Genomic DNA, 21,515 nt, shown 5'->3' with positions numbered 1-21,515 from the left:
CAGCAAACGAGATAGACCATTTGGGCATTGTACAAAGGGATGAGGATCTTGCCATCCCGTCCTTTTCGACATACCGGATTGTGATGTACACGACATCGCCGGCCTCAGGCAGGCGTGGCTCAGCCGGCCCGCAAACAGTGATCTCCTCCCCCCGACAATCTATTGCCGTACCTGGAGCAATCTTTATGGTAGTGACCCCATCTGTCGAAATATCCAGCCCGTAGACGACGCCGTATCCATGCAGGTATCGATTGTGCCTTCGATGCTTTTCTTGAAATTAGTACTGTTCCGCGACAAAATCATCGGCAGTCAAAAGTTGACCTGTGAAGTATCGAACTCTCTTTAAGTCATTCATTTTGCAATCCTCGTATCCTGGGGGACAGTCCCTAGGGCCTGTCCCTAGGGACTGTCCCTTTTTCGGTTAGGCGTAGTGATACACAAGAAGTTGAAATCGATAAAACGTCACTCCAACCCCTTACTCTTGTTCTCTCAAATAATTAGAACGAAATGCCAGGAGTCTTACTGGGCAGGACTGCTTCAAATTGTTGATTTCCTGGAGTGCGTGGCAAGCTCCGAGATGGAGCCTCTTGGGAGCCTACCGTTGGGCTAGGTATAGAAAATAAACCAGGGCGGCGATGAAAAGCACCCCGATGAGGATCGCAACGCCGAGGTTGACTCGTTTGATCGTCCTTGAACGAATCGGCTCCTTCGAAGTGGGAAGCCAGACGTGGTCGCTGCGATGGCGCGGCTTCCCGATCGCCCCTGTGGCTGAGCGCAGCCGCTCTCTGTCCAACTCGGCTTTGTCAGTGACCTGAGGACGCGGGGCGGTTCCTTCGGGCCGTTCCGGTTCGGCCGCATTCTCCATTTGATGCCTCAAGTCTTTGAGGTCCCCCATCAACTCGTTGGCCGTCTGGTACCGCACCTCTCGGTCTTTGCACAGTGCTTTGGAGACGATCCGCTGCAACTCTTGAGGGACCGCTTGCTCATCGTGCGTCAGCGGTGGAGGGTCGCGGAGCAGGATTGAGGCCAGGACATCACTGGGCGTTTCGCCTCCAAAGGGTGGACGGCCCGCGACCATTTCATAGATCACGATTCCGAGACTGAAAATATCGCTTCGTCCGTCGATGTCCAGGCCGCGAGCCTGTTCAGGAGACATGTAATGGGTGGTTCCCAACACCATGCCGGTGTTCGTCTGAACATCCGCGAGGGTGGACACCTCGGGATCGACCGGGAGCGATTGCGAATGAATCATTTTGGCCAGCCCGAAGTCCAGGATCTTTACATAGCCGTCGCGCCGCCGCATGATGTTTTCAGGTTTGATGTCTCGATGCACCACCCCCGCCTCGTGGGCTGCCGCCAACGCACCGGCGACCTGTATGCCCATGTCGATTGCTTCGCGGGGATCCGACCTTCCTTCGATCAAGGTCTGACGTAATGTCTTTCCATCGATGAATTCCGTGGCAATGAAGTGGAGCGATTCAGAATGTCCCACCTCGTAGATGGTAAGGATTGCGGGATGGTTGAGAGCGGAGATCGCGCGGGCTTCCTGCTCGAAGCGGCTCATCCGGTCTTGGTCCTGGGCGAGGTAGGCAGGAAACACCTTCAGGGCGACGAGTCGGTCAAGCTTGGTATTCTTGGCCAGATAGATGTGGCCCATTCCCCCTGAGGCCAGGGGCTGCAGGATCTTGTAAGGGCCGACCATCCTTCCTGTCATGGATCGGGTCTGCTGGTTTGACAGGGAATGGGCCGCAAGTTCGACGGCAGGTGTTTCAATAAAGCTTCGGCCCTGCTCTTCGGAGGCGAGCAGGGACTCAACCTGTGTCCGCAATTCCTCATCACCGGCGCAGGCTTGGTTAAGGAATGTTGGGCGTTCGTGGGGCTCGCGTTCCAGGGCGGCCTCGAAGACTTCATCAATCTGCTTCCAGCGGGCAGTATCCATAGAGGAGGGTGCCGGTTGTCAGTTCTCAGTTGCCAGTATAGGATTCGAGAGTAAACATGCGGGAACCCGGGCATTAGACCGTCAATTGACGCAGCTTGACCTCATAGACTTGCCCTGACGCCTCTTTCCAAGGCTCACCGCATGACTTCGCACCTGCCGTTCCCTGTCACTTTCCAGTCGCTCCCCCCTTCTTGATCGCCAGGTACAGCCAGGCCTTGGCTCTTTGCCATTCCCGCTTCACCGTGGTTGGCGAGATCGCCAAAACCTCGGCAGTCTCCTCGATATTCAGCCCGCCAAAGAAACGCAGTTCGACAATCTGACTCTTGCGGGGATCAAAGGCGGCCAGGTCGTTGAGGGCTTCTTCGACCGCGATGAGCTCGGACGACGTATCCTCCGACAAGACCATCGCTTCGTCCAAGGAAACATGGGAGTCGCCTCCGCCCCGCTTGGCATAATGGCGGCTCCGAGCGTAATCAACCAGGATGCGCCGCATGACTTGTGCCGCAACGGCGAAAAAGTGGGTCCGATTCTGCCAACGCATGTTCCTGTAGTCGGTGAGCCGGAGATAGGCTTCGTTGATAAGTGCCGTGGTTTGAAGCGTGTGCCCGGAGTGCTCTCCTCCCATATAGTGATGAGCCAATCGGTGCAGTTCTTCGTGCACCAGCGGAACCAGGGCATCCAGAGCGGCTTTGTCCCCTTTGCTCCAATCAAGCAACAACTGGCTGACTTTCTCGGGCGGGGGTATGGGCATTCGGGGCTCTCTCCAATCGATCTGCGTTGGAGAACACCCGATTCTAACACCAATTCCCCCCGACGGGGGGCGCTCGAAAAAAAACTCTGTAGGGATGGGCCATTTCTCCTCGTTTTCCCGCCTTATATAGGTAGAAGAGACAGACCGCCTTATGAGGCGGAGTCGAGGCGAGCCCTTGCGAGGGCCATCGGTCGCCAGGGTGATTCCGGGCCGATAGGGGATCCAGGGAGGCCGCAATCAGGTTCGCCTCGATATGAGACTCAAAGAGGTGATCCTTTGAATAAACAAGGATGGAGAATCCTTGTGACGATCTGGGCCCTCATCCTGATGGGGGCCGGATCCGCCCGAGGTCAGAACGACGGCATGGCAAGGTTTAACGTCCCGTTCGATTTTCTCGTTGGCGAGAACATATTCCCTCCAGGGGAATATATGATCACTCACCATCTCCCTGCCTTGTACCGGGGAGTACTGCGGATCCACCAGCACAAAGGGAATCTCGGCATGATCATCCAACCCCCCATGCCGCTTGCAGGCTCCCGGGATAAGATTGCAGATAAGGGGATGCTCGTGTTCAACGGTTATGGGAACCGGACTTTTCTGTCCGAAGTGTGGTTGCCCGGGGAGAGCGTCGGACGGAAACTGGCTCCATCGAGGTTGGAGCAGGAGTTGGCATACGTCATCGAACAGGCGGGCAATCGTGGAGGACCGGAAAGGGTAGTTTTGCCCGCAGGGGAGCTCGAGGACAGCGGGATGGAATAAAGGCCCAAGAGGTGATAGATCCGGATGAAGGGGGACTTCCGCCGGGAGCGACAGAAGGAATCAGCTCAACTTAAGCCCTCGACCGCTGAGGGCTCTGTCGGCGGAGCGCTGGTCCAGGAGTGGGTAGCCCCTGGACCAGGAGCATGCCACTTTCGAATGAAGGAAGCCGCCCAGAAAGCGATGCGGGTAGATGTCGATAATGGCTGCGGTTTTTTTGTGCATTGCAATAAGTTTCCACATCATTGCGTTAGGATATCTCTACCGTTACGTCAGATGCCGTGTTTGGGGAGAGGAGAGATATCCGTCCATGGGACAATTTCAGATGTCTATGAACAAATTCGGGGGATTGGAGAATAATCAGACTGTCGAGCCGCAGGCCGCTTTGCCCAGTCCTGATACTCCCTCATTTCCTGCACACTGGGTCCCGTCTGATTTTTCGACTCACGGATTCGATCAGAATTTCAAGATGCCCCATGTATTCAAGGTCAGGATTGTTGACGGCAAGCATCCTGAACACGATAAGGAGTTTGTGGGAATCGCAGACTCCTCAGACCAGGCTGTCGGGTTAGCTCTGTCCATGGTCCCCGAGTGCGAGGTTCCTTTAGTATTTAGCGTGGAAAGGGTTTCAGTCCTGGATATTTGAGAAGAACAGCCATCAGCGATCAGCTTTCAGCAGTCAGCAATTAGCTAGCAGATCTCAGTTGTCAGAAAGAAGCTATCAGCCGTCAGCCATCAGCAAGCGGTTACCAGTCGCCAGCAACCAGCCGTCAGCTGTCGGCAAAAACTGGCGGTTGACAAAACCTGCAGTTTTTTCTGTCGTCGACGGCAGATCCGTGTGTCGATGTATTACAGACCTTCTGGATTCATTCGGAACGATCTTTTCCCCCGAGATTTCCTCCAGTACACCGCACCACAATCATAAAGGGTAGGGGCATCTGAGGCTCACCATCACTAGTCGTCCCTGAAGAACCCGGGACAGGCAATGCAATTGTTAGGGTTATGCCCCTTGACTGACTCCCCCTTCGGAGGGTCTACTCCAAGAAAGGGATATCGGGGTCCGACGTCATCAGGGTTAGCATTCGCCTGAGGGGAAGGAGTTGGGGGGGGATCGGTCCCAGAACTCGTGACAGCCGGCGCAAGGATCGAACGCTTCTTGATTCTCCGCGCTCCAATTTGTTCACCATGGCGCGATCAATTCCAACTTGGCTGGCGAGTTGGTGCTGCGTTAATCGAAGTTCAAGACGTCGACAGGTAAGGAAGGTGCCCAAAGGCGTTGACCGTTCAGGGGGCCGATGGACCATTCGATGAAGGGCCTGATCACATTTCTCCTTCCACCCAAGCTGCTTGAGCGTTGTAGTTTCCGCGCGGAGCGCTTGGGCCATTCTGCGAACCGTATCGCCTCTCGAGAGGACGACCCCCCGATCAATTTCAATCTGGCTCATCCGTTGTCGGGTCACACCCACATGCCCTGCGAGTTGCTGAAGACTGAGGCCCAATTCTTTGCGGCGTCTGCGGACGAACCGGCCGAGCTCAGTGGGACTCTCTTTTGCATAGCCCGGGTTCCCGGCAAACCGTTGTAAATCGGATGGACGGCACCCGAGCGCCTTGGCCCAGGATGCCATTGAGCGCCGGAACATGGAAGAGGCACTTCTTTCGACCTCACGAACATAAGTGTGATCTTTCTTCATCCTCTTTGCCATCTCCCGGATGCTCAAACCCAGAGCCTCCCGACGAGCACGGATATAGCATCCGAGTTCAGTTCGGGGCTTCCATGCCATTTTCCTTTGTCTGCGACCTTGCATACGCAAAGCCATCCAATTCAACAAGGGCAATGACCGCTCGCTATTTGGAACTGTCAAATGCTTGCTGATTGCTGACTGCTGAAAACTGATAGCTTCTCTCTGACAACTATCTCTTGAACCCTACTCGACGAAGCAATTTGCTAAACCTCGGATCGGAACGCAGAATGTCGAGGTCCGGATCCACTTCCAGCCAGGTTAGGTAAAATGGGCGTTCGTCATAGGCCTTGTCGAGCCACTGAAACGCTGCATCCTTTTCACCCAGCCCGGCACAAACAACGGCCATGTTGTATGGCGAGACGTAACTTCGCATGGAACGCTGCTTCAACTCCTCGAGCACCTTTTCTGCTTCGCTCTTCCTTCCCGATAGGGCATACGCATGGCCAAGCGCCGCGTCGATCTCCGAGATAGCATCTTCGATCCGTTTCGCACTCTGGAACTCGGCAATGGCTTCGGGAAGTCTTCCCGTCTGCGCGAAGGACCTTCCGAGAAAAACATGCGCCCACCAGTAATTCGGGCTCGTGCGAGTGACCTCCTCAAGTTGTTTGACCGCTTCATCGTACCGCCGCGCAAAGAACAGATTGACACCCAGGTAGGTGCGGGCCTGGGGTGACAGTGGATCCAGCTCAATGGCCCGATTCGCTTCTCGAATTCCCGCGTCCACTCTTCCGGTCCAGGCCAGAAACGATCCGTAGAATTGATGCGCGGAGGCATCATTTGGATTGAGTTCCAGGGCCCGCTTCAATTCCCGCTCCGCCGTCGCCCAGTCGTACTCGTACCAGTAAGAAACGATGGCCAGGGAGGTGTGAGCTTCAGACAGGGCATTGTCAATCCGCAATGCGGTTTGGAGCGCCGCCTTGGCCTTCGGCATGGCTTCCCGGGGCGACATGAACCAGTCCGCGGCCGTCACGTAGTAATACGCGACTCCATCGTAGGCAAGCGCATAAGAAGGATCGATGGCTATCGCCTGGTTGAAATAGTTGAGTCCCCGGGCCAGGCCGTCCTCGGTAAACTTGGCCGCATGGTACCGACCCTTGAGATACAACTGATAGGCTTCGGTATTCTCGGTGTAATTTTTCGCTAGACGGTCCTTCTCGGCCCCCGTCAGCCTCAGTTTCAGCTTCTCCGAAATTTCGCGGGCAATGTCGCTCTGCAGGGTGAGTATATCGGAAAGCTTGCGGTGGTATTGTTCTCCCCAGAGGTGGCTGTTGTTGTGCACATCCACAAGCTCGGCGCTGATGTCGAGGTCATCGCCACGCTGCACCACCCTTCCTGTCAGGACGGCCTGGACCTTCAGCTGGCGTCCGGCCTCCTGGACATCAGGTTCACGGCCCTTATACCGAAAGACTGAGCTTCGCGACATCACCGTGAGGTTTGGCAGCTGGGCCAGTCGGTTGATGAGGCTTTCGGTGATGCCATCCGGGATGTATTCACTGTTGGGATCCGCGGTGACATTGACAAAGGGCAGGACCGCGAGAGAACTTATGGTTTTCCCGCTTCGGGTTTGGACATAAATCACCCCACTTGCCGCCAGGATCAACAAGGCAAGAACCAGGAATGTGGTCTTCTTGTGGCGTTTGATCTCGGTGACCAGATACTCAGCGCTGGAGGTCGCTTGAGGTAGGGGGTGCGTCCCGGACTTGACGGCGGCCGGCTCTCCCTCCAAAGCGATCGCCTGTGTTCCACTCGAGGTGGCCTGACCTACTCGTTCGCGTTTGGCTTCAAATTCAAGGTCCTCTTTCAAACTTTTTAGATCAATCTGAACGTCCCGGGCCGTCTGGTAACGCAACTCGCGGTCCTTCCGCAGGGCTTTGCTGACAATTCTTTCCACTTCATTGGGAACATCGCGCGCATACCGGGCCAGCGGCGGGGGCTCTCGGTCGAGGATGGCCGCAATCAATTCACTCTTGCTCCCGCCTTCAAAGGGCGGAATACCAGCGACCATTTCATAGAGAACCACACCCAGACTGAAGAGGTCGGTGCGAGCATCAACGACCACGCCTCGAACCTGCTCGGGAGACATGTAACTCACCGTCCCCACCACCACGCCCGTCTCCGTTTGCACGGTCGCCCGAGTGGGTGACTCGGAATCAGACGGGGTCGGCTCGGTCAGCTTGGCCAGCCCGAAATCCAGGACCTTCACGTAGCCATCCGGCCGCAACATGATGTTCTCGGGCTTGATATCACGATGCACGATGCCCACCCGATGGGCCGCACTCAAGGCGCCGGCCACTTGAACGGCCACATCCACGGCGTCCCTCAAACTCAGCTTTGCTTTGGCCAGATATTGGCGAAGGGTCGATCCTTCGATGAACTCGGTGGCGATGAAATGGACGTTTTCGGCGCGGCCGACATCGAAAATGGTAATGATGTTGGGATGATTCAAGGCAGAGGCAGCGCGCGCTTCCTGCTCGAAGCGGTGCATCCGTTCCTGATCCTGGATGTATTCGACCGGCAATAGCTTGAGCGCGACCTTGCGACCTAACCGGTCGTCTTCAGCCAGGTACACCTCACCCATCCCGCCGGAGCCGAGGGGGGAAAGAATCCGGTAGTGGGAGAACGTAGTGCCTGTTTCAATCAATTCCTTCATCGCGGGTGATTGGATCAGTTGGTGGCAAGAAAATTACTGAGGCCCTGGAGTTCGGCCGCAAAGTGATTCCTTGTGAGTATACGCCCGGTCAAATTCAGGGGCAAGGTCAGGGAATGCTCGGCAGGGCTCCAGGGATTAAGTGGTAAAGGTGTAGAATGTAAAATGAAAAAGAACGGCGTTTTCATCATGGCTTCCGTGCGGGAGCGGGCTCATGGCTCAGTCACTGGGCAAGGTAAGAGGATTAAAGGAGAGGATCGGATGAACAGCGCCGGGTCCAAGGCACTCCGGTTGAGATCGCTCTTATTTCTGCTTCTCGTCTTTTCCCTGGTGCGTCCCGCCAATTCCCACAGTTTAATGAGAGAGGATTGCGGGGCGGGCGTCCAAGCCGGGCAGGAGAAAGGAGATGAGAAGCCGGCCGCACCGCATCAGCATCCGGCCCCACCCCCTGAAAAGGCCGCGGCGACCCAAACGCCCGAACACGATCATTCGAAGATGGAAAAGATGTCCATGCCAGGGATGGAATTGCCGGAGTTGAACCCTTCAGGGATGTTTTTAATGGAGCAGGGCTCAGGCACCAGCGTCAACCCCGGATCCTCGCCGATGCACATGAAGATGATTAACGCCCGCTCCTGGAACTTCATGTTTCATGGCTCGGCGTTTGTGGGCGACATCCAGCAGAGCGGTCCACGGGGCGGCGACAAACTATTCTCCTCGAACTGGTTCATGGGGATGGCTCACCGCCAGGTGGGGAGCGGCAGCTTCATGGTTCGAGCAATGCTGAGCCTGGAACCCGCCACGGTGACCGAGCGCCGATATCCTTTGCTCTTTCAAACCGGTGAGACCGCCTTTGGCCAGGCGGTCGTCGATGGGCAGCATCCTCATGACCTCTTCATGGAGTTGAGCGTACAGTACGCGCGGCATCTCGGCGAGAAAAGCATGGTGGATTTCTATTTCGCTCCGGTGGGGGATCCGGCCCTCGGGCCGGTAGCGTATCCGCATCGCGTTTCCGCCGCGGAGCTTCCGCAGGCCACCCTCTCGCATCATCTGCAGGATTCTTCTCATATCGTCAACGAGGTGCTCACGGCTGGGTTCAAATTCGGGATGGTCCGGATCGAGGGAAGTGGGTTTCATGGCCGCGAGCCCAATGAGAACCGCTGGAACATCGATCATGGGGCCGTCGATTCGTGGTCAACGCGGTTCACCGTGACACCTGCGAGCAATTGGAGCGCGCAGGTGTCAGTGGGTCGATTGAAGCATCCCGAGGAACTCGAGCCCGGAGACATCGTCCGGTCGACGGCCTCGGTGACCTATAACCGGCCCCTGGCCTCCGGACATTGGGCGACCAGCCTCATCTGGGGCCGCAATCATAAGGTGGCTGAACGGCGCAATATCAATTCATACCTGGTGGAATCGGTCGTTCAGTTTCAGAACAAAAACTATCTGACCGGCCGAATCGAGCTGGTCGACAAGGACGAGCTGTTCGACGACCAGCCGGAGGTCAAGGAACTGCTCGCCCGCACGGCGGGCTCGGTGTTCCGCATCCATGCTTACACGCTGGGATACACGCGGGATGTCAAAGAGGCGGCAGGGATTACAATCGGGTTGGGAGGAAACTTCACGGGATACGGGGTTCCCATGGTGATCAAACCGTTCTATGGCAATCATCCCGTGGGTTTCATGATGTATCTGCGGCTGCGGTTGAAGGGCGATGAGCATCTGCACCATCATGGGCCATAGGCGACTTCTCTCAACACAGACCTATAGCGGGGCGGATGGAGTGCCACACACTTCGATCTCTCGGGGTTGATTGTGGGTTTGTTTGGATTTTGGAATTTGGGTTTTGTTTGGACTTTGGACTTTGGAATTTGGAATTTTGTTTTTTGGTGGGTGGCGCATACATCGCGCTCTTTGCGATGTGTGCGATACAAAGATGACACCCCCGCTGTGCTCTCTCGGAGTAGCGGGCTCGGCCATACATTGTTCTAGGTGGGGTGCTGAGAAAGGTCTTGATAGATGCGTACTCCTTGCCGTACGTGTCGTAGTACGGATCGTCTCTAGCACGGCCTCATGGAGAAAGGAGAAGAAGCGAATGAGTACGGATGTAGCTGCTGAGATGGCCATCATCGATGCCCGAAATAAGTTGGCCAGCCTTCCGGAGAGGCTTCAACGCCGACCGGGGGCCATCTCGGTAACGCGGCGGGGAGAAACTGTCCTGGCCATCTTGCGGTGGGATCTGTACGAGGCGATCGTTGAGACCCTGGAGATTCTGGGAGATAACGAGCAGATGGCCGCTTTGCGCCAGGCAATTAAGGAGGCGGAGGCAGGGAAGACCATCCCATGGGAAAAAGCAAGGAAGAGGCTCTAGGGGTGCGCTACAAAATCAGAATTACGCCATTCGCCCTGACAATTCTGAAGGGCATTTCAGAGCGCAGGATTATGGAGAAAATCATCAGCCGCATCGATGGATTGGCGGAAGATCTTGAAAAGCAAGGCAAGCCACTGGTCGAAGAGTTGGCGGGCTATCGAAGTCTCCGAGCGGTGGGCCAACGCTACCGAATTATCTACCGGGTCGACCGGGGACTGGTGGTCGTCATCGTGGTCGCTGTGGGTATTCGCAAAGCCGGAAGCCAGAAAGACATTTATTCTCTCGCCAAGAAAATGATCAATCTCCGCCTTGTGGAACCTTTCAAAGCGAAATGAATCCTGGTGCGATGACCCGTTCCCGTTGGGATTTTGTTTGGTACCTGTAATATGGTTTTTGTTTGGATTTTATCCGCCGCGGACCAATTGGATTTTGGAATTTCTTCTGAGTCTGCTTCGACGAACCTCCCCCGCACGTTACATGTGTCCTGTTTTCTCTAGTTTTCCCTGTCGCATCGTTCTTAAACGGGATTCATCGATAGGGTATGAGGGCGATAGGAGGCCTTGATGAGCACACATGCAAGACCATTGCTGTTCTGGACCCCGAGGATTCTATGTCTTCTTTTTGCGCTTTTTGTCAGCCTCTTTGCGCTTGATGTATTCGGCGGAGGACAGGGCTTTTGGAAGACTTCCTTGGCCCTGCTGATGCATCTCATCCCGACCGCTGTCATTCTGATCGTCCTGGCGATTTCCTGGCACCGGGATTGGGTGGGCGCAATCCTATTCCCCGTCTGTGGACTGTTTTATCTCGAGAAGGTTTGGGGACGATTTCATTGGTCGGCCTATTTGATAATTCCGGGGCCGTTGTTCCTGGTAGGTGTCCTTTTCCTGATTAACTGGTATTACAAGGCGCGCATGAAGACTTATTCTTGACCTCAAATAGGGGATAGCGACCTGTCCTTCACATTTTCGCGTTTAGCAAACAATAATTGCCAACGCGCTTGAAGCGGGACCTTAAGTGAGGTTACCGCGACGTCCTACGAGATGAGGGGGGCGGACTCATCGGACAAAGTCCCCAAGCGTCCCGCGAGGCAGGACCGGTGCTACTAAATCGGTTTGAGCGGGGGCATTTCGTTGCGGTGTGGTATGAACCTACGATGACGGACGAACGATCGGAAAGGCCCCCGCCGGCAAAAAGCGCAGGCGGGGCTACCAAAGCTCTATGATAAAGCTCGACGTCTCTGCGGTGAATCAGCCCGGATAGGTCGAGCGAATGGGCAGTCTCCGGATGCGCTTGCCGATGGAGGCGAAGATGGCATTGGCGACCGCCGGGGCAACCGGAGGCAGCCCGGGCTCCCCGATCCCGCCGGGCTTTTCCTGGCTCGGCACGATGTAGGTCTCAATGACCGGCACTTCTTCCATCCGCAGCACCGGGTAATCATTGAAGTTGCCCTGCATGACCCGGCCCCGGTCGATCGTAATCTCGCCCTTCAATGCGGCGGTCAGTCCCATGACAATGGCGCTCTGCATCTGCGCTTCAATGGTATCGGGGTTGACATACTGTCCACAATCCACGGCACACACGATACGATGCACCGTGACCTTTTTGAATTCCACCGTGACTTCTGCAACCTGGGCCACATAGGTGCCAAAGGATTTCGCGACCGCGATTCCCATTCCCCTTTCTACGGGAAGTTTCTTTCCCCACCCCGCTTTGGTGGCCGCCAGCTTCAACACCCCTTTGTACCGTGGCTCGTTGGCCAGCAATTTCAAGCGGAACTCGTACGGATCGCTTCGGGATGCGTAGGCAATTTCGTCCAGAAAGCATTCGTTGGCGTAGGCATGCTGCGAAGCCCACACCGAGCGCCACCAACCCACCGGCACGGGGATGTTGACATTCAAAAAATCCACATGGATGTTGGGGATCGTGTAGGGAAGGGTCGCGGCCACATCGACGGCACCCTTATCCAGACCCGTGAATTTGGGATTCATTTGGGCGTCGATGGAGGGTCCAAGGATGTGATGATGCCAGGCCACCGGAAGACCCTTGCTGTCGATCCCGGCACGAAGGAGTTGAGCGGAGGTCGGGCGATAGAAATCATGTTGCATATCGTCTTCGCGCGTCCACACCAACATGACCGGAGCACTGATGGCCTTGGAGATTTCAGCGGCCTGGACCATGAAATCGGGATTGGCGCGGCGGCCGAAGCCTCCACCCAGCAGCGTGACGTGCACCTTCACTTGCTCCGGCTTCAGGCCGACGACTCCCGCTGCCAGTTCCTGCCCCCAGGACGGGAACTGTGTGGGAGCCCAGATCTCGCACCGGTCAGCACGGGCGTCGGCAGTGCAATTCATCGGTTCCATGGTGGCGTGAGCAAGGTAAGGGAATTCAAACATGGACTCGAGGATGTTCGGCGCGCTCTTCAGCGCGGCGTCGGCATCCCCCACTTTGCGCGCCACCAGCCCGGCTTGCTTGAACTGATCCGCAAACAGTTTGGTGATGCTGGGGCTGCTCACCCCGGTGTTAGGACCCTCGTCCCACTTGATCTCCAACGCCCGGCGCCCCTCCATCGCCAGCCATGTGTTCTCAGCAATGACGGCGATCCCGTCGCGAACCTTGATCACATCGCGGACCCCCTGGATCGCCTTGGCCTTGGAGGCGTCAAAACTCGCCACCTTACCGCCAAAAACAGGACATCGAGCAAGGGTCGCATAGAGCATGCCAGGGACTCGAACATCCAGTCCAAACACCGCCTTGCCATCCACTTTGATGCCGGTGTCGAGTCGGGGCACCTTCTTGCCGAGGATTCGGAAATCCTTGGGGTCCTTTAAGGGAACCGTGGTCGGGACCGGCAACTTCGAAGCTTTTTCAGCCAGCGCGCCATAACCGAGCTTCCGTCCGCTCGGCCCGTGAATGACCATGCCCTTCTCGGCCCTGCACGTCGACTTATCGACGGCCCATGTCTGTGCGGCCGCTGTAATCAACATCGCACGCGCCGTGGCGCCCGCCTTGCGGAGCGGGGTCCACATCGTGCGGATGCTCTCGCTGCCCCCTGTTCCTTGATCCCCATATTTGGGATTGGAGTCGGCCTGCTTGATGTGGATGGTGGACCAATCGGCTTCCAGTTCTTCTGCAACCAGCATCGGGAGGGAAGTCTGAACCCCCTGTCCCATTTCCGACTTGGTCACCCACACCGTGATTTTGCCGGAAGGTTCGATTTGCAGAAAAGCATTGGGGGCAAACGAGCCGTCCGCCGCATCGAGGGAAGTGTCCAGTTCGCGGCCGGAGGGCAAGTAGAAGGCGACGATAAGACCGGTGCCTGCCAGCGTCCCGGCTTTTATGAAATTTCGACGAGTCATCTTGGAAGTCGTGTTCATTTCGCACCTCCGCCCGCCGCACGATGAATGGCACTGCGAATCCGCTGATAGGTTCCACAGCGGCAGATGTTGCCCGACATGGCCGAATTGATGTCGGCATCAGAAGGGTGCGGTGTCTTGGCCAGCAGCGCGGCGGCATTCATGATCTGCCCCGGCTGGCAGTAGCCGCATTGTGGCACCTCTTCAGCAATCCACGCTTTCTGAAGCACGTGGCTGTTCTCGGGCGAGAGTCCTTCGATTGTGACGACCTTCTTCCCGGCAACCTCGGAGATGGGCGTCACACAGGAACGGATGGCGTCCCCCTCCAGATGGACCGTGCAAGCGCCGCACAATGCCATCCCACAGCCATACTTGGTTCCAGTCAAACCCAGCGTATCGCGCAATACCCAGAGCAACGGCATCTCGGGGCTGACATCAACTGTCTGCTTTTTTCCGTTCAAGGTGAAGGTAATGGGAGACATCGGAATTCTCCTTATGGTGGATCTGCGTAGTATAGCGCCGTGGAAAAGTGAGTGACAACGTTTATTCTGAAGATGACGATAGGTTTCAGGTGTCGGGTGTCAGGAAGGCAGTTGTCGGTTCTCAGTTCTCGGTTGCCAGTTGCCCGAGAAAATATAAGGAAGCCAGAGGCCGGAAGCAGGAAGCCGAAAATCAGAAGTCAGAAGCCGGAAATCAGAAGTCAGAGGTCGGAAATCAGAAGTCAGAGGTCGGAAGTCAGAGAAGAAGTGAGAACCATATTTGATGGTCGGTTTGGGGATTTTGACTTTGAACTTTGAACCTTGAACTTGGAACTGGTTCTTTAACTTTGGACTTTGGACTTGGGACTTTGGACTCCGAGATTTGAACTTTGAACTTTGAACCTTGAACTGGTGTTTCAGAACTTCGAACTTCTCCCCCAGTGCTATAATTGCTTGAAAGAAGGATACCGTATGGCCCGTCGAATCGCACGGAGCAAGGGAGAGGCAACAGTGTCGCCAGAAGTGGAAATTCCCTCCGATGATTTCTTCATGGCATTGGCCCTGGAAGAGGCGCGCAACGCGGCGAAGGAAGGGGAGGTCCCCGTTGGATGCGTGATCGAAATGGGAGGACGGGTCATATCAGGCGCCCACAATCGTCCCATCACCTTGAACGATCCAACGGCCCATGCCGAGATTCTGGCTCTTCGCGAAGCCTGTCGCCGCCTTGGGAACTATCGACTGAATGGGGCCACCCTGTATGTTACAATTGAGCCCTGTTCCATGTGCGTAGGAGGCATCCTCCAAGCCCGCATCCGGCGCCTGGTTTACGGCGCCGCCGACGAGAAAGCGGGTGCCGTGGATAGCTTGTTTCATCTGGCGACTGATCCAAGGTTAAACCACCAGGTCGAGGTGACCCGCGGGGTGCGGGAGGAGTCATGCCGTGCCCTGATGAAAAATTTTTTCGCTGGAAAAAGAAGCTAGTCCGCGAGAAACTAGAGTGTTCTTTGAAAGAGGTTGTTGTAACTTGATCGGCGCTTCGCGCAGGCACGGAGAGGTACCGAAGTGGTCATAACGGGGCCGCCTCGAAAGCGGTTTGGGGGCCAAAAGCTCCCGCGCGGGTTCGAATCCCGCCCTCTCCGCCAGATTTGTGAGTTTGTGGGGCAGACGTCTCGTCTGCCCCACGCCTTTTCCTACTGCTTATACCTCTCCTTGTAGAAATCCAGAATCTTCTGTAAATCGGCCGGACTGAACCCCTTCTTCCACTTGTGGAAATCGCTGGCGAGGACCTTCTCGGTCACGCCAGGCTCCAGGCGTTCGGCCTCGGGAAGGAATTCGTTGTAGAAGGTTTTGGCTACCTCAAAAAAACCGTGCCACTGCGTGTAGTCCGGTCCCATCATGGCGGTGCCCATGCGGGCACGGCGGCCCTGGTGATGCCAGAGCTCGTAATAAGTCCATTCGAGCGGCTCATCGAACGGCGTCTTGGTGAGCTTGCCATCCGCATACAATTTATCCATGATTCCTTTGGCCGGCTTGGCAAATTTTTCGTTGTAGAGATCGACCGTGCTGTCGTACTGCTTGTAGAAATTCTCCACCCAGCCGGTGGCATGGCAATTGGAACAGACCTCCTGCATCGACTCGCGCCGTTTCTGCCAGTTTTCCTGTTTGATGGAGACCACGGGTCGCAGCGTCCAGCTGATGCGCGTGCCGATGTCATGCGTGACGGGCTGAGTCGCGGTGGCGCTCATGTGACACGTGGCGCAGGTGGGAGCGGCGGTGTAGTCCTTCCCGACCACCCATTTTTTCTTGTCGAGATTCATCTTTGCAATATTGGCGCGGAACTGGATCCCGTGCTTCGACTCGTTGTAGATCTCAATCTGGGGATGGTCCGGCCCCATGTGGCATTTCCCGCAGTTCTCCGGCTGACGTGCCACGGCCGAAGAAAACGAGTGGCGGCCATGACAGGCGGCGCAGGACCCTTTGGATCCGTCAGGATTAATGCGGCCGATGCCGCTGTTCGGCCAGGTATCGGCATCAAACTTTCCTCCTCCTTTGTAGGAGACCGTCGACCCGTGGCATTGCTTACAACCGTTTACTGCGGCAGCCCCGCCTTCCACCACCTCACCCAAAACGTTATCCAGCGAACCAATGAAACTGGCGGCCATGGCGTGGTGCGACACTTCGAATTCTTTTACTTCCTGCTGGTGGCAGCGATTGCAGTAGTTGGGTGTGACGATGACGGCGATCTTCTGACCATAATGGTCGAACGTGGCCGGATCGCTCTCGTTGGCCTTGTGGCAGGAGTAACAATCCACCCCCTTTCGATAATGCGCACTGTTCTTCCATTGTTCGACAACGCCCGGCGTTGAGCTGCTATGACACTCCAGACAGGCCTTGGCTTCCTTGGAAATGGCAGGGGTGGTATGCGTCTTGGTCACAGCCCCAAAGGTGAGGGGACTGAAAATGACGGATCCAACCAGCATGAGCATCATGGTCCGGAGAAATCTCCGGCAATGCTTCCTTGATGTTTTGTTCATATTGACCTCGCAGGAATAAATCAATTTGGAAGAGCGGGTTTTCAAAAGGAATTGGACAGGAATTCTTCAAAACCCAAGAAATCCAGGTCAATGGCTTGGGTGTGAAAACTCTTTGGCGGGCTGAACAGCCATGACTGGATTATGTGTCGCTGCACATGCGACCACTAAGAATTACAGGAGTTCGCCCCATCACACAAGGCGTACCCTTTGTCGTCGTGACGGCGTGCATCGGTTATGGACAACATCGAACGAAGACCGCAACCTATCTTCGACGATTTGTCGGAGTGATGCTGTGACTTAGGTCTCCCCAGGCTAGTCCGGGGGGGAACCCCGGGCTCAGTGGGGACGGTGCTGAAATGATCTTCTCAGATTCAGTGCAATAACCAATTTGCCCAGTGGGCCAAGGCCTGGCTGTGAGTCATGCCGCCTGATTGACGATGGCCGGTTTACGGACAAAGAACGAGGTGACAATGCCAAACAGCCCACCCACCGCGAGCGTAAATGTGATCCAAAAGATGAGCTGCGGCAGGACAGCGCCATGCCAGAATTTTCCCGCGAAGGTTGTGTAAGGGAAATCACCCGGCGGAAAGGCGCTGTAGTGAGTGTTCCAATTGTTCCAAATTGCGATGGCCATGACGATGACGACCGGGATACGTGCCGCAAAACCATAAGCGAACAGTGTTCTCGCCAGGCTCCCCCAGGCCATTCCGAAGACAATCCAGCTCACCATCATCAGGATATAGCTGATGTATTCCCATTTGAACTTGAATCCCACGAAACCTGCCCCAACTATGATCACAAATCCAACCACCTGCAATCCGATGGCTTTCCCTTTGCTTTCAGGACCACCCTCCTGCTGGGCAAGCTTCATTGCAAAATAGATTCCAAAAATCGGAACCAGCCAAACGATCCCGACGATCGCTCCTGGCCCCCCAGGATCGGGATTGAAGAACCGGGGCGACCAGTGTTGGAGCTCACCGATAAGACGCAGGAGCGTGATGACCACCGTGATCACTGCCGGAATCTGAATCATTTGCCACGTGCTCTTTGTTCCATTGGACATAGCTGAACTTCCTCCCTGATTGTTTTGGAATTGAAATAATTCCTGCAAGAAGAGGCTTCTAATTTGAAGAAGATGATGATCCTCAGAATGAAAATTCGCTGTCCCCAGTACGCCTAAACGCAAAGATGTCTGATTTGCAGTAAGTCTAACCTACACGGGATGTCAATTCCATAGAAATCAGGTATTGGACGGCCCATATCCTCTTGAGGAGAGGATAAGGCGCGCTGAAGGGGAACGCGGGCCCCTCGTCCCTGCCCCCACAACCCGCTCTGTGGTACCATAGCGGGTTTTCATAGGACTCAACTCACCGCAATGCATCTCGCCCCGTGCACGGGGCGATGAAGAGGAAGAGCGAACGGGATGGGCGACGCAGAATCGAAGATTTTGACGAGGGGGAGGCCGGAGGCAGCTCCTGAGAAACCGCTGTTTACCCCCCGGTTTTTTCTGTTGGCCTCCTATTCCTTCGTCACCTTCTTCACTGCATTTCAACTCTACCCGACGATGCCATTTCGGATTCTCGCCCTGGGAGGAAGCGAGGGGAAGGCCGGACTGTTTTTGGGGCTTCTTACTTTTGCCTCGGCATTTTCAGCACCGTTTGGTGGGGCCATAGCCGACCGTCTGGGTCAGCGGCACATCCTGCTGGTCTCGAGTTCCGCTTTCTTTGGCTTGAGTTTTGTTTTTTCTTTTGCCCGGAGTCTGTGGATCATCCTGCCCTCCGCTTTTTTGTTCGGCGTTTTCTGGAGCGCCCTGCTGGCGGCATCATTTGCCTTGATGACGGACGTGATTCCGTCGGAACGACGCGCTGAGGGGATCGGGTACTGGGGGGTAGCCAGCACGCTGGCCATCGCCATTTCTCCATCGGTGGGACTGGCCACTTATAACCTGCTGGGATGGCACTGGTTGTGTGGAGGAATCAGCATGCTCTGCCTGGGCATGCTGGGGATCTCCTTAGGCGTTCAGGATAAACCGCACACCCATCCCAGCGGCCGGACCTTGAGAGGGTTCTTTTCCGAAGGGTTTTTCGAGCACCGGGTCTTCATCGTTTCTATTGCCTTGTTCATGTATTCCTTTGGTTATGGTGGAATCACCAGCTTCGTGGCGATTTATGCAAAAGATTCCGGCACCCGGCCGGTGGGAATCTACTTCCTGGTTTTTGCCGCGACCATGCTTTTCACGCGTCCCTTTGCCGGCAGGGTCGCCGATCAGTGGGGGCGAAGGAAAATCCTGCTGCCGAGCCTCGCCCTGATTGGTGTGGGCGAGACGCTACTGGCCATTTCAGGGGCTTTCTGGATGCTGGTGGCTTCGGCTATTGTCTTCGGCTTCGGGTTCGGTTCCGCTTATCCCATCTTTGCCGCCATGATCCTCGATCGAATCGACTCCCACCGGCATGGAGCCGCCTTCGGATCCATTTTACTTGCGTTCGATACGGGGATTGGTTCCGGTTCCGTCGTGACCGGTCTCCTGGTGCAGCACTATGGATTCCATGTCGCTTACGGGGTTGCCGCCATCCTGGCCCTTTTTTCCATCCCTTATTTTCTTTTTACAGAAAAATCGTTGGATGCCGATCCTGGCAAATCGCCTTGATCTACCCTCACCTTGACCTTGCCTTCCGGAATTGATATAAAATTGAGCCATCCGGTTCTATTTGGCTTTGAGCCCAGGAGGGCTCATTTTCGGGTGCCGAGTGCACTCGATTCGGGAGGCCGTTCGAATGAGCGCCCAAGTTTGTCTCCCTCCCTTGGAGAGGGTCGAAGTAGATTTCCTTGCGCCAAGCCATCCAAGGTGGATTGTCAGCGCATGCGACGACTTGGTTTGGTTCATCGGCAGTGCGGCGGCGGGTTACCTTTTTTGGGCCCTGTGGCGTTACTCACAAATCCCCCTGGCATGGCTTGTGGCTGCCTGGGCTGTCATTTTCGATGAAACCCACGGGTATGCGACGTGGTCCCGCACCGTCCTCGACAGTGAGGAACGCGCTCGTCGCGTTGGCCAATCGAAATCTGGTCTTCTACGCCGCTTTTGCTTTTCTCTACGCTTCCCTGTTTGATGTCCTTCCCCGGTTTATTCTGCCTCCCTGGCCCGGTCCTCAGGAGGCCAACCTCCGGAACCAGCTATTGTTCTCTATATTCGCAGCCCCCGGCTTGCTGCATTACTGGCTCGACTCAAAAATCTGGAAGGTCGGGCACGATCCGGAAGTGCGTCGTTACTTGCAGATTGATGCGGGGTGAAGGGCGGAGTCCAAAGTCCCAAGTCCAAGGTTTAAAGTCTAAGAAACAATTCCAAGTTCAAGGTTCAAAGTTCAAAGTCAAAAACCCCAAATCGGCCATCAAATAAGGTCCTCAATCTTTGTCCGACTTCTGACTTCCGACCTTTGACTTCTGGCTTCAGATGTCTGCCTTCCAGCTTTCTGCCTCTGACTTCCGACTTCTGACGTCCGACCTCCGACTTTAACCGAGGGCGCACATCTGTGCGCCCCTACGGGAGAATTCCGGCCTCTGGCTTCTGGCCTCCGGCTTCCGTTAATTCCCTCTGACAACTGACCACTGAAAACTGGCAACTGCTTCCCTGGCACCCAACACCCGGCACCTGACACCTCTTCGAACATCCTTGCGACGGTCCCGCCTTTTGAGTAGTATGAAAGTTTCTTTTCAGGACAAAGGGCTTCACTGAGGACGGCGAGAGAAGACAAACTTCATGGTGTCGATTGCCCGAAAGAACCTGTTCCGCGACAAACTGCGGTTCGTCATCGCGCTGGTGGGAATCCAGTTTGCCGTGGTCCTCATCACCATCCAGGCAGGGGTATTCCTGCGGTTCCTCATCAATGCTTCGGTGCTGATTGACCATGCCCATGCCGATATCTGGATCACGGCCCGGAACCTGTCCAACTTTGAATTCGGGCGCGCTTATTCCGACAAAGTGTATTACTTGACTCAAAAGGTAAACGGGGTCAATTGGGCGGAGAAGTACATCCTGACGTTTTCACTTTGGAAGCGGCCCAGCGGCGGGCAGGAATCGGTGGAATTGGTGGGCTTCGATCCGGAGACGATGAACGGGTCTCCCTGGCAGGTCATTGAAGGAAGCATATATGATGTGAAGTACCTGGATCAGGTGATGGTGGATGAGGCGGACCTGGCGCGGCTGGGCAATCCCCGAGTGGGGGATTACATTGAAATCCGAGGCACAAAAGCCCGCATCATCGGATTGACGCGAGGGGCCAAGTCGTTTACCCAGACCCCGTTTGTGTTCACTTCCTTTGAGAACGCCATTCGCCTCTCGTTCCTCAGCCGCGGGCAGACGGTCTATGTCCTTGTGAAAGTTGCGCCCGGATACACCGTTCCCGATGTTCAACGACGCCTGCAAGAGGTTCTGCCCGACAACGATGTATATACTCGCCAGCAGTTTTCGAACAAGTCACGGCAGTATTGGATGGTTTCGACCGGTGCAGGGCTTGCCTTGCTCGCTTCCGCCCTGATGGGATTAGTGATTGGGACCATCATCGTGGGCCAGACGATTTACGCATCAACCATTGAACATATTAAGGAGTTTGGAACGCTGAAGGCCATCGGCGCCTCCAATGCCGACATTTATCTCATCATCATTAAACAGGCGTTGATCAATTCGGTCATTGGATTCTCCACGGGCATGATTATCGCCCAGGGTGTGATTCGACTGATGCGCCAGGGGGGACTCGATGTACTGATGCCCTGGCAGATGATGATCGGGATTTTTGCGGTCACGGTCATGATGTGTATCAGCTCCTCGTTTATCTCAATTTTCAAGATCACCCGGATTGATCCGGCCCTGGTCTTCAAGAGTTAGAGAACGGTAGTGCCGACTTCAGTCGGCCTTTTGCGACTCGTAGTGCCGACTTCAGTCGGCCTCTTGT

The 21,515-nt window shown here is 55.6% G+C and carries 19 protein-coding genes and 1 tRNA gene; 12 read left to right on the top strand and 8 right to left on the bottom strand.

Features of this window, described 5'->3' with window-relative positions; all coding sequences use genetic code 11:
* Positions 1-595 precede the first annotated feature (595 nt).
* A complete protein-coding gene (locus tag LAO21_15830; protein ID MBZ5554186.1) occupies positions 596-1,939 on the bottom strand; it encodes a protein kinase in 1,344 nt (447 codons plus the stop codon).
* A gap of 166 nt (positions 1,940-2,105) precedes the next feature.
* On the bottom strand, positions 2,106-2,690 hold the full coding sequence (locus LAO21_15825) for a sigma-70 family RNA polymerase sigma factor (protein ID MBZ5554185.1): 585 nt from the start codon (positions 2,688-2,690) through the stop codon (positions 2,106-2,108).
* A 303-nt stretch (positions 2,691-2,993) separates the two neighbouring features.
* On the opposite strand from LAO21_15825, the gene LAO21_15820 reads away from it, so the two are divergent.
* Positions 2,994-3,449 (top strand): hypothetical protein, encoded by a 456-nt coding sequence (locus LAO21_15820; protein MBZ5554184.1) that lies wholly within the window; start codon positions 2,994-2,996, stop codon positions 3,447-3,449.
* A gap of 190 nt (positions 3,450-3,639) precedes the next feature.
* The gene (locus LAO21_15815; GenBank protein MBZ5554183.1) at positions 3,640-4,092 is read left to right on the top strand and encodes a hypothetical protein; all 453 of its coding nucleotides are present in this window, start codon (positions 3,640-3,642) and stop codon (positions 4,090-4,092) included.
* A gap of 388 nt (positions 4,093-4,480) precedes the next feature.
* On the opposite strand, the gene LAO21_15810 is transcribed toward LAO21_15815, so the two are convergent.
* Together LAO21_15810 and LAO21_15805 are read right to left on the bottom strand one after the other, a co-directional pair.
* A complete protein-coding gene (locus LAO21_15810; protein ID MBZ5554182.1) occupies positions 4,481-5,227 on the bottom strand; it encodes a helix-turn-helix domain-containing protein in 747 nt (248 codons plus the stop codon).
* A gap of 130 nt (positions 5,228-5,357) precedes the next feature.
* Positions 5,358-7,838 (bottom strand): protein kinase, encoded by a 2,481-nt coding sequence (locus LAO21_15805; protein MBZ5554181.1) that lies wholly within the window; start codon positions 7,836-7,838, stop codon positions 5,358-5,360.
* Positions 7,839-8,000: 162 nt separating this feature from the next.
* On the opposite strand from LAO21_15805, the gene LAO21_15800 reads away from it, so the two are divergent.
* The 4 genes from LAO21_15800 (at position 8,001) to LAO21_15785 (ending at position 11,132) form a co-directional block, all read left to right on the top strand.
* Positions 8,001-9,575, top strand: coding sequence for a hypothetical protein (locus tag LAO21_15800; GenBank protein ID MBZ5554180.1), 1,575 nt, complete (start codon positions 8,001-8,003; stop codon positions 9,573-9,575).
* A gap of 352 nt (positions 9,576-9,927) precedes the next feature.
* The gene (locus tag LAO21_15795) at positions 9,928-10,203 is read left to right on the top strand and encodes a type II toxin-antitoxin system Phd/YefM family antitoxin (protein MBZ5554179.1); all 276 of its coding nucleotides are present in this window, start codon (positions 9,928-9,930) and stop codon (positions 10,201-10,203) included.
* Between the two features lie 2 nt (positions 10,204-10,205).
* On the top strand, positions 10,206-10,538 hold the full coding sequence (locus LAO21_15790) for a type II toxin-antitoxin system RelE/ParE family toxin (protein ID MBZ5554178.1): 333 nt from the start codon (positions 10,206-10,208) through the stop codon (positions 10,536-10,538).
* A 228-nt stretch (positions 10,539-10,766) separates the two neighbouring features.
* A complete protein-coding gene (locus tag LAO21_15785) occupies positions 10,767-11,132 on the top strand; it encodes a hypothetical protein (GenBank protein ID MBZ5554177.1) in 366 nt (121 codons plus the stop codon).
* Positions 11,133-11,450: 318 nt separating this feature from the next.
* On the opposite strand, the gene LAO21_15780 is transcribed toward LAO21_15785, so the two are convergent.
* Entirely contained in the window at positions 11,451-13,577 is a 2,127-nt protein-coding gene (locus LAO21_15780) for a xanthine dehydrogenase family protein molybdopterin-binding subunit (protein MBZ5554176.1), read from the bottom strand.
* Complete coding sequence (locus LAO21_15775) at positions 13,574-14,038, bottom strand: (2Fe-2S)-binding protein (protein ID MBZ5554175.1); 465 nt, start codon at positions 14,036-14,038, stop codon at positions 13,574-13,576. Before LAO21_15775 ends, LAO21_15780 begins: the two co-directional genes overlap by 4 nt.
* Before the next feature lie 468 nt (positions 14,039-14,506).
* Between LAO21_15775 and tadA the strand changes: the two genes are divergently transcribed.
* Entirely contained in the window at positions 14,507-15,016 is a 510-nt protein-coding gene (gene tadA, locus LAO21_15770; GenBank protein MBZ5554174.1) for a tRNA adenosine(34) deaminase TadA, read from the top strand.
* Positions 15,017-15,083: 67 nt separating this feature from the next.
* Positions 15,084-15,177: transfer RNA gene (locus LAO21_15765), tRNA-Ser, on the top strand.
* Between the two features lie 48 nt (positions 15,178-15,225).
* Here the strand turns inward: LAO21_15765 and LAO21_15760 are convergent.
* The gene (locus tag LAO21_15760; protein MBZ5554173.1) at positions 15,226-16,515 is read right to left on the bottom strand and encodes a hypothetical protein; all 1,290 of its coding nucleotides are present in this window, start codon (positions 16,513-16,515) and stop codon (positions 15,226-15,228) included.
* Positions 16,516-16,724: 209 nt separating this feature from the next.
* Between LAO21_15760 and LAO21_15755 the strand changes: the two genes are divergently transcribed.
* The gene (locus tag LAO21_15755) at positions 16,725-16,865 is read left to right on the top strand and encodes a hypothetical protein (GenBank protein ID MBZ5554172.1); all 141 of its coding nucleotides are present in this window, start codon (positions 16,725-16,727) and stop codon (positions 16,863-16,865) included.
* A gap of 122 nt (positions 16,866-16,987) precedes the next feature.
* Here LAO21_15755 and LAO21_15750 read toward each other — a convergent pair whose 3' ends face one another.
* Positions 16,988-17,632, bottom strand: a complete 645-nt coding sequence (locus tag LAO21_15750) for a hypothetical protein (protein ID MBZ5554171.1) — start codon at positions 17,630-17,632, stop codon at positions 16,988-16,990.
* Between the two features lie 360 nt (positions 17,633-17,992).
* Here LAO21_15750 and LAO21_15745 point away from each other — a divergent pair, with 360 nt between their 5' ends.
* From LAO21_15745 to LAO21_15735, 3 genes are all read left to right on the top strand, one after another.
* Complete coding sequence (locus LAO21_15745) at positions 17,993-19,216, top strand: MFS transporter (GenBank protein ID MBZ5554170.1); 1,224 nt, start codon at positions 17,993-17,995, stop codon at positions 19,214-19,216.
* Positions 19,217-19,563: 347 nt separating this feature from the next.
* A complete protein-coding gene (locus tag LAO21_15740; GenBank protein ID MBZ5554169.1) occupies positions 19,564-19,857 on the top strand; it encodes a hypothetical protein in 294 nt (97 codons plus the stop codon).
* A 466-nt stretch (positions 19,858-20,323) separates the two neighbouring features.
* On the top strand, positions 20,324-21,448 hold the full coding sequence (locus LAO21_15735) for an ABC transporter permease (GenBank protein MBZ5554168.1): 1,125 nt from the start codon (positions 20,324-20,326) through the stop codon (positions 21,446-21,448).
* The last annotated feature ends 67 nt before the right edge of the window (positions 21,449-21,515 follow it).

Source organism: Terriglobia bacterium (genome assembly GCA_020073085.1).
Taxonomy (GTDB): Bacteria; Acidobacteriota; Terriglobia; order JAIQFV01; family JAIQFV01; genus JAIQFV01.
The sequence above is the reverse complement of the archived record's forward strand: the minus strand, read 5'-3'. Positions and strand labels throughout refer to the sequence as shown.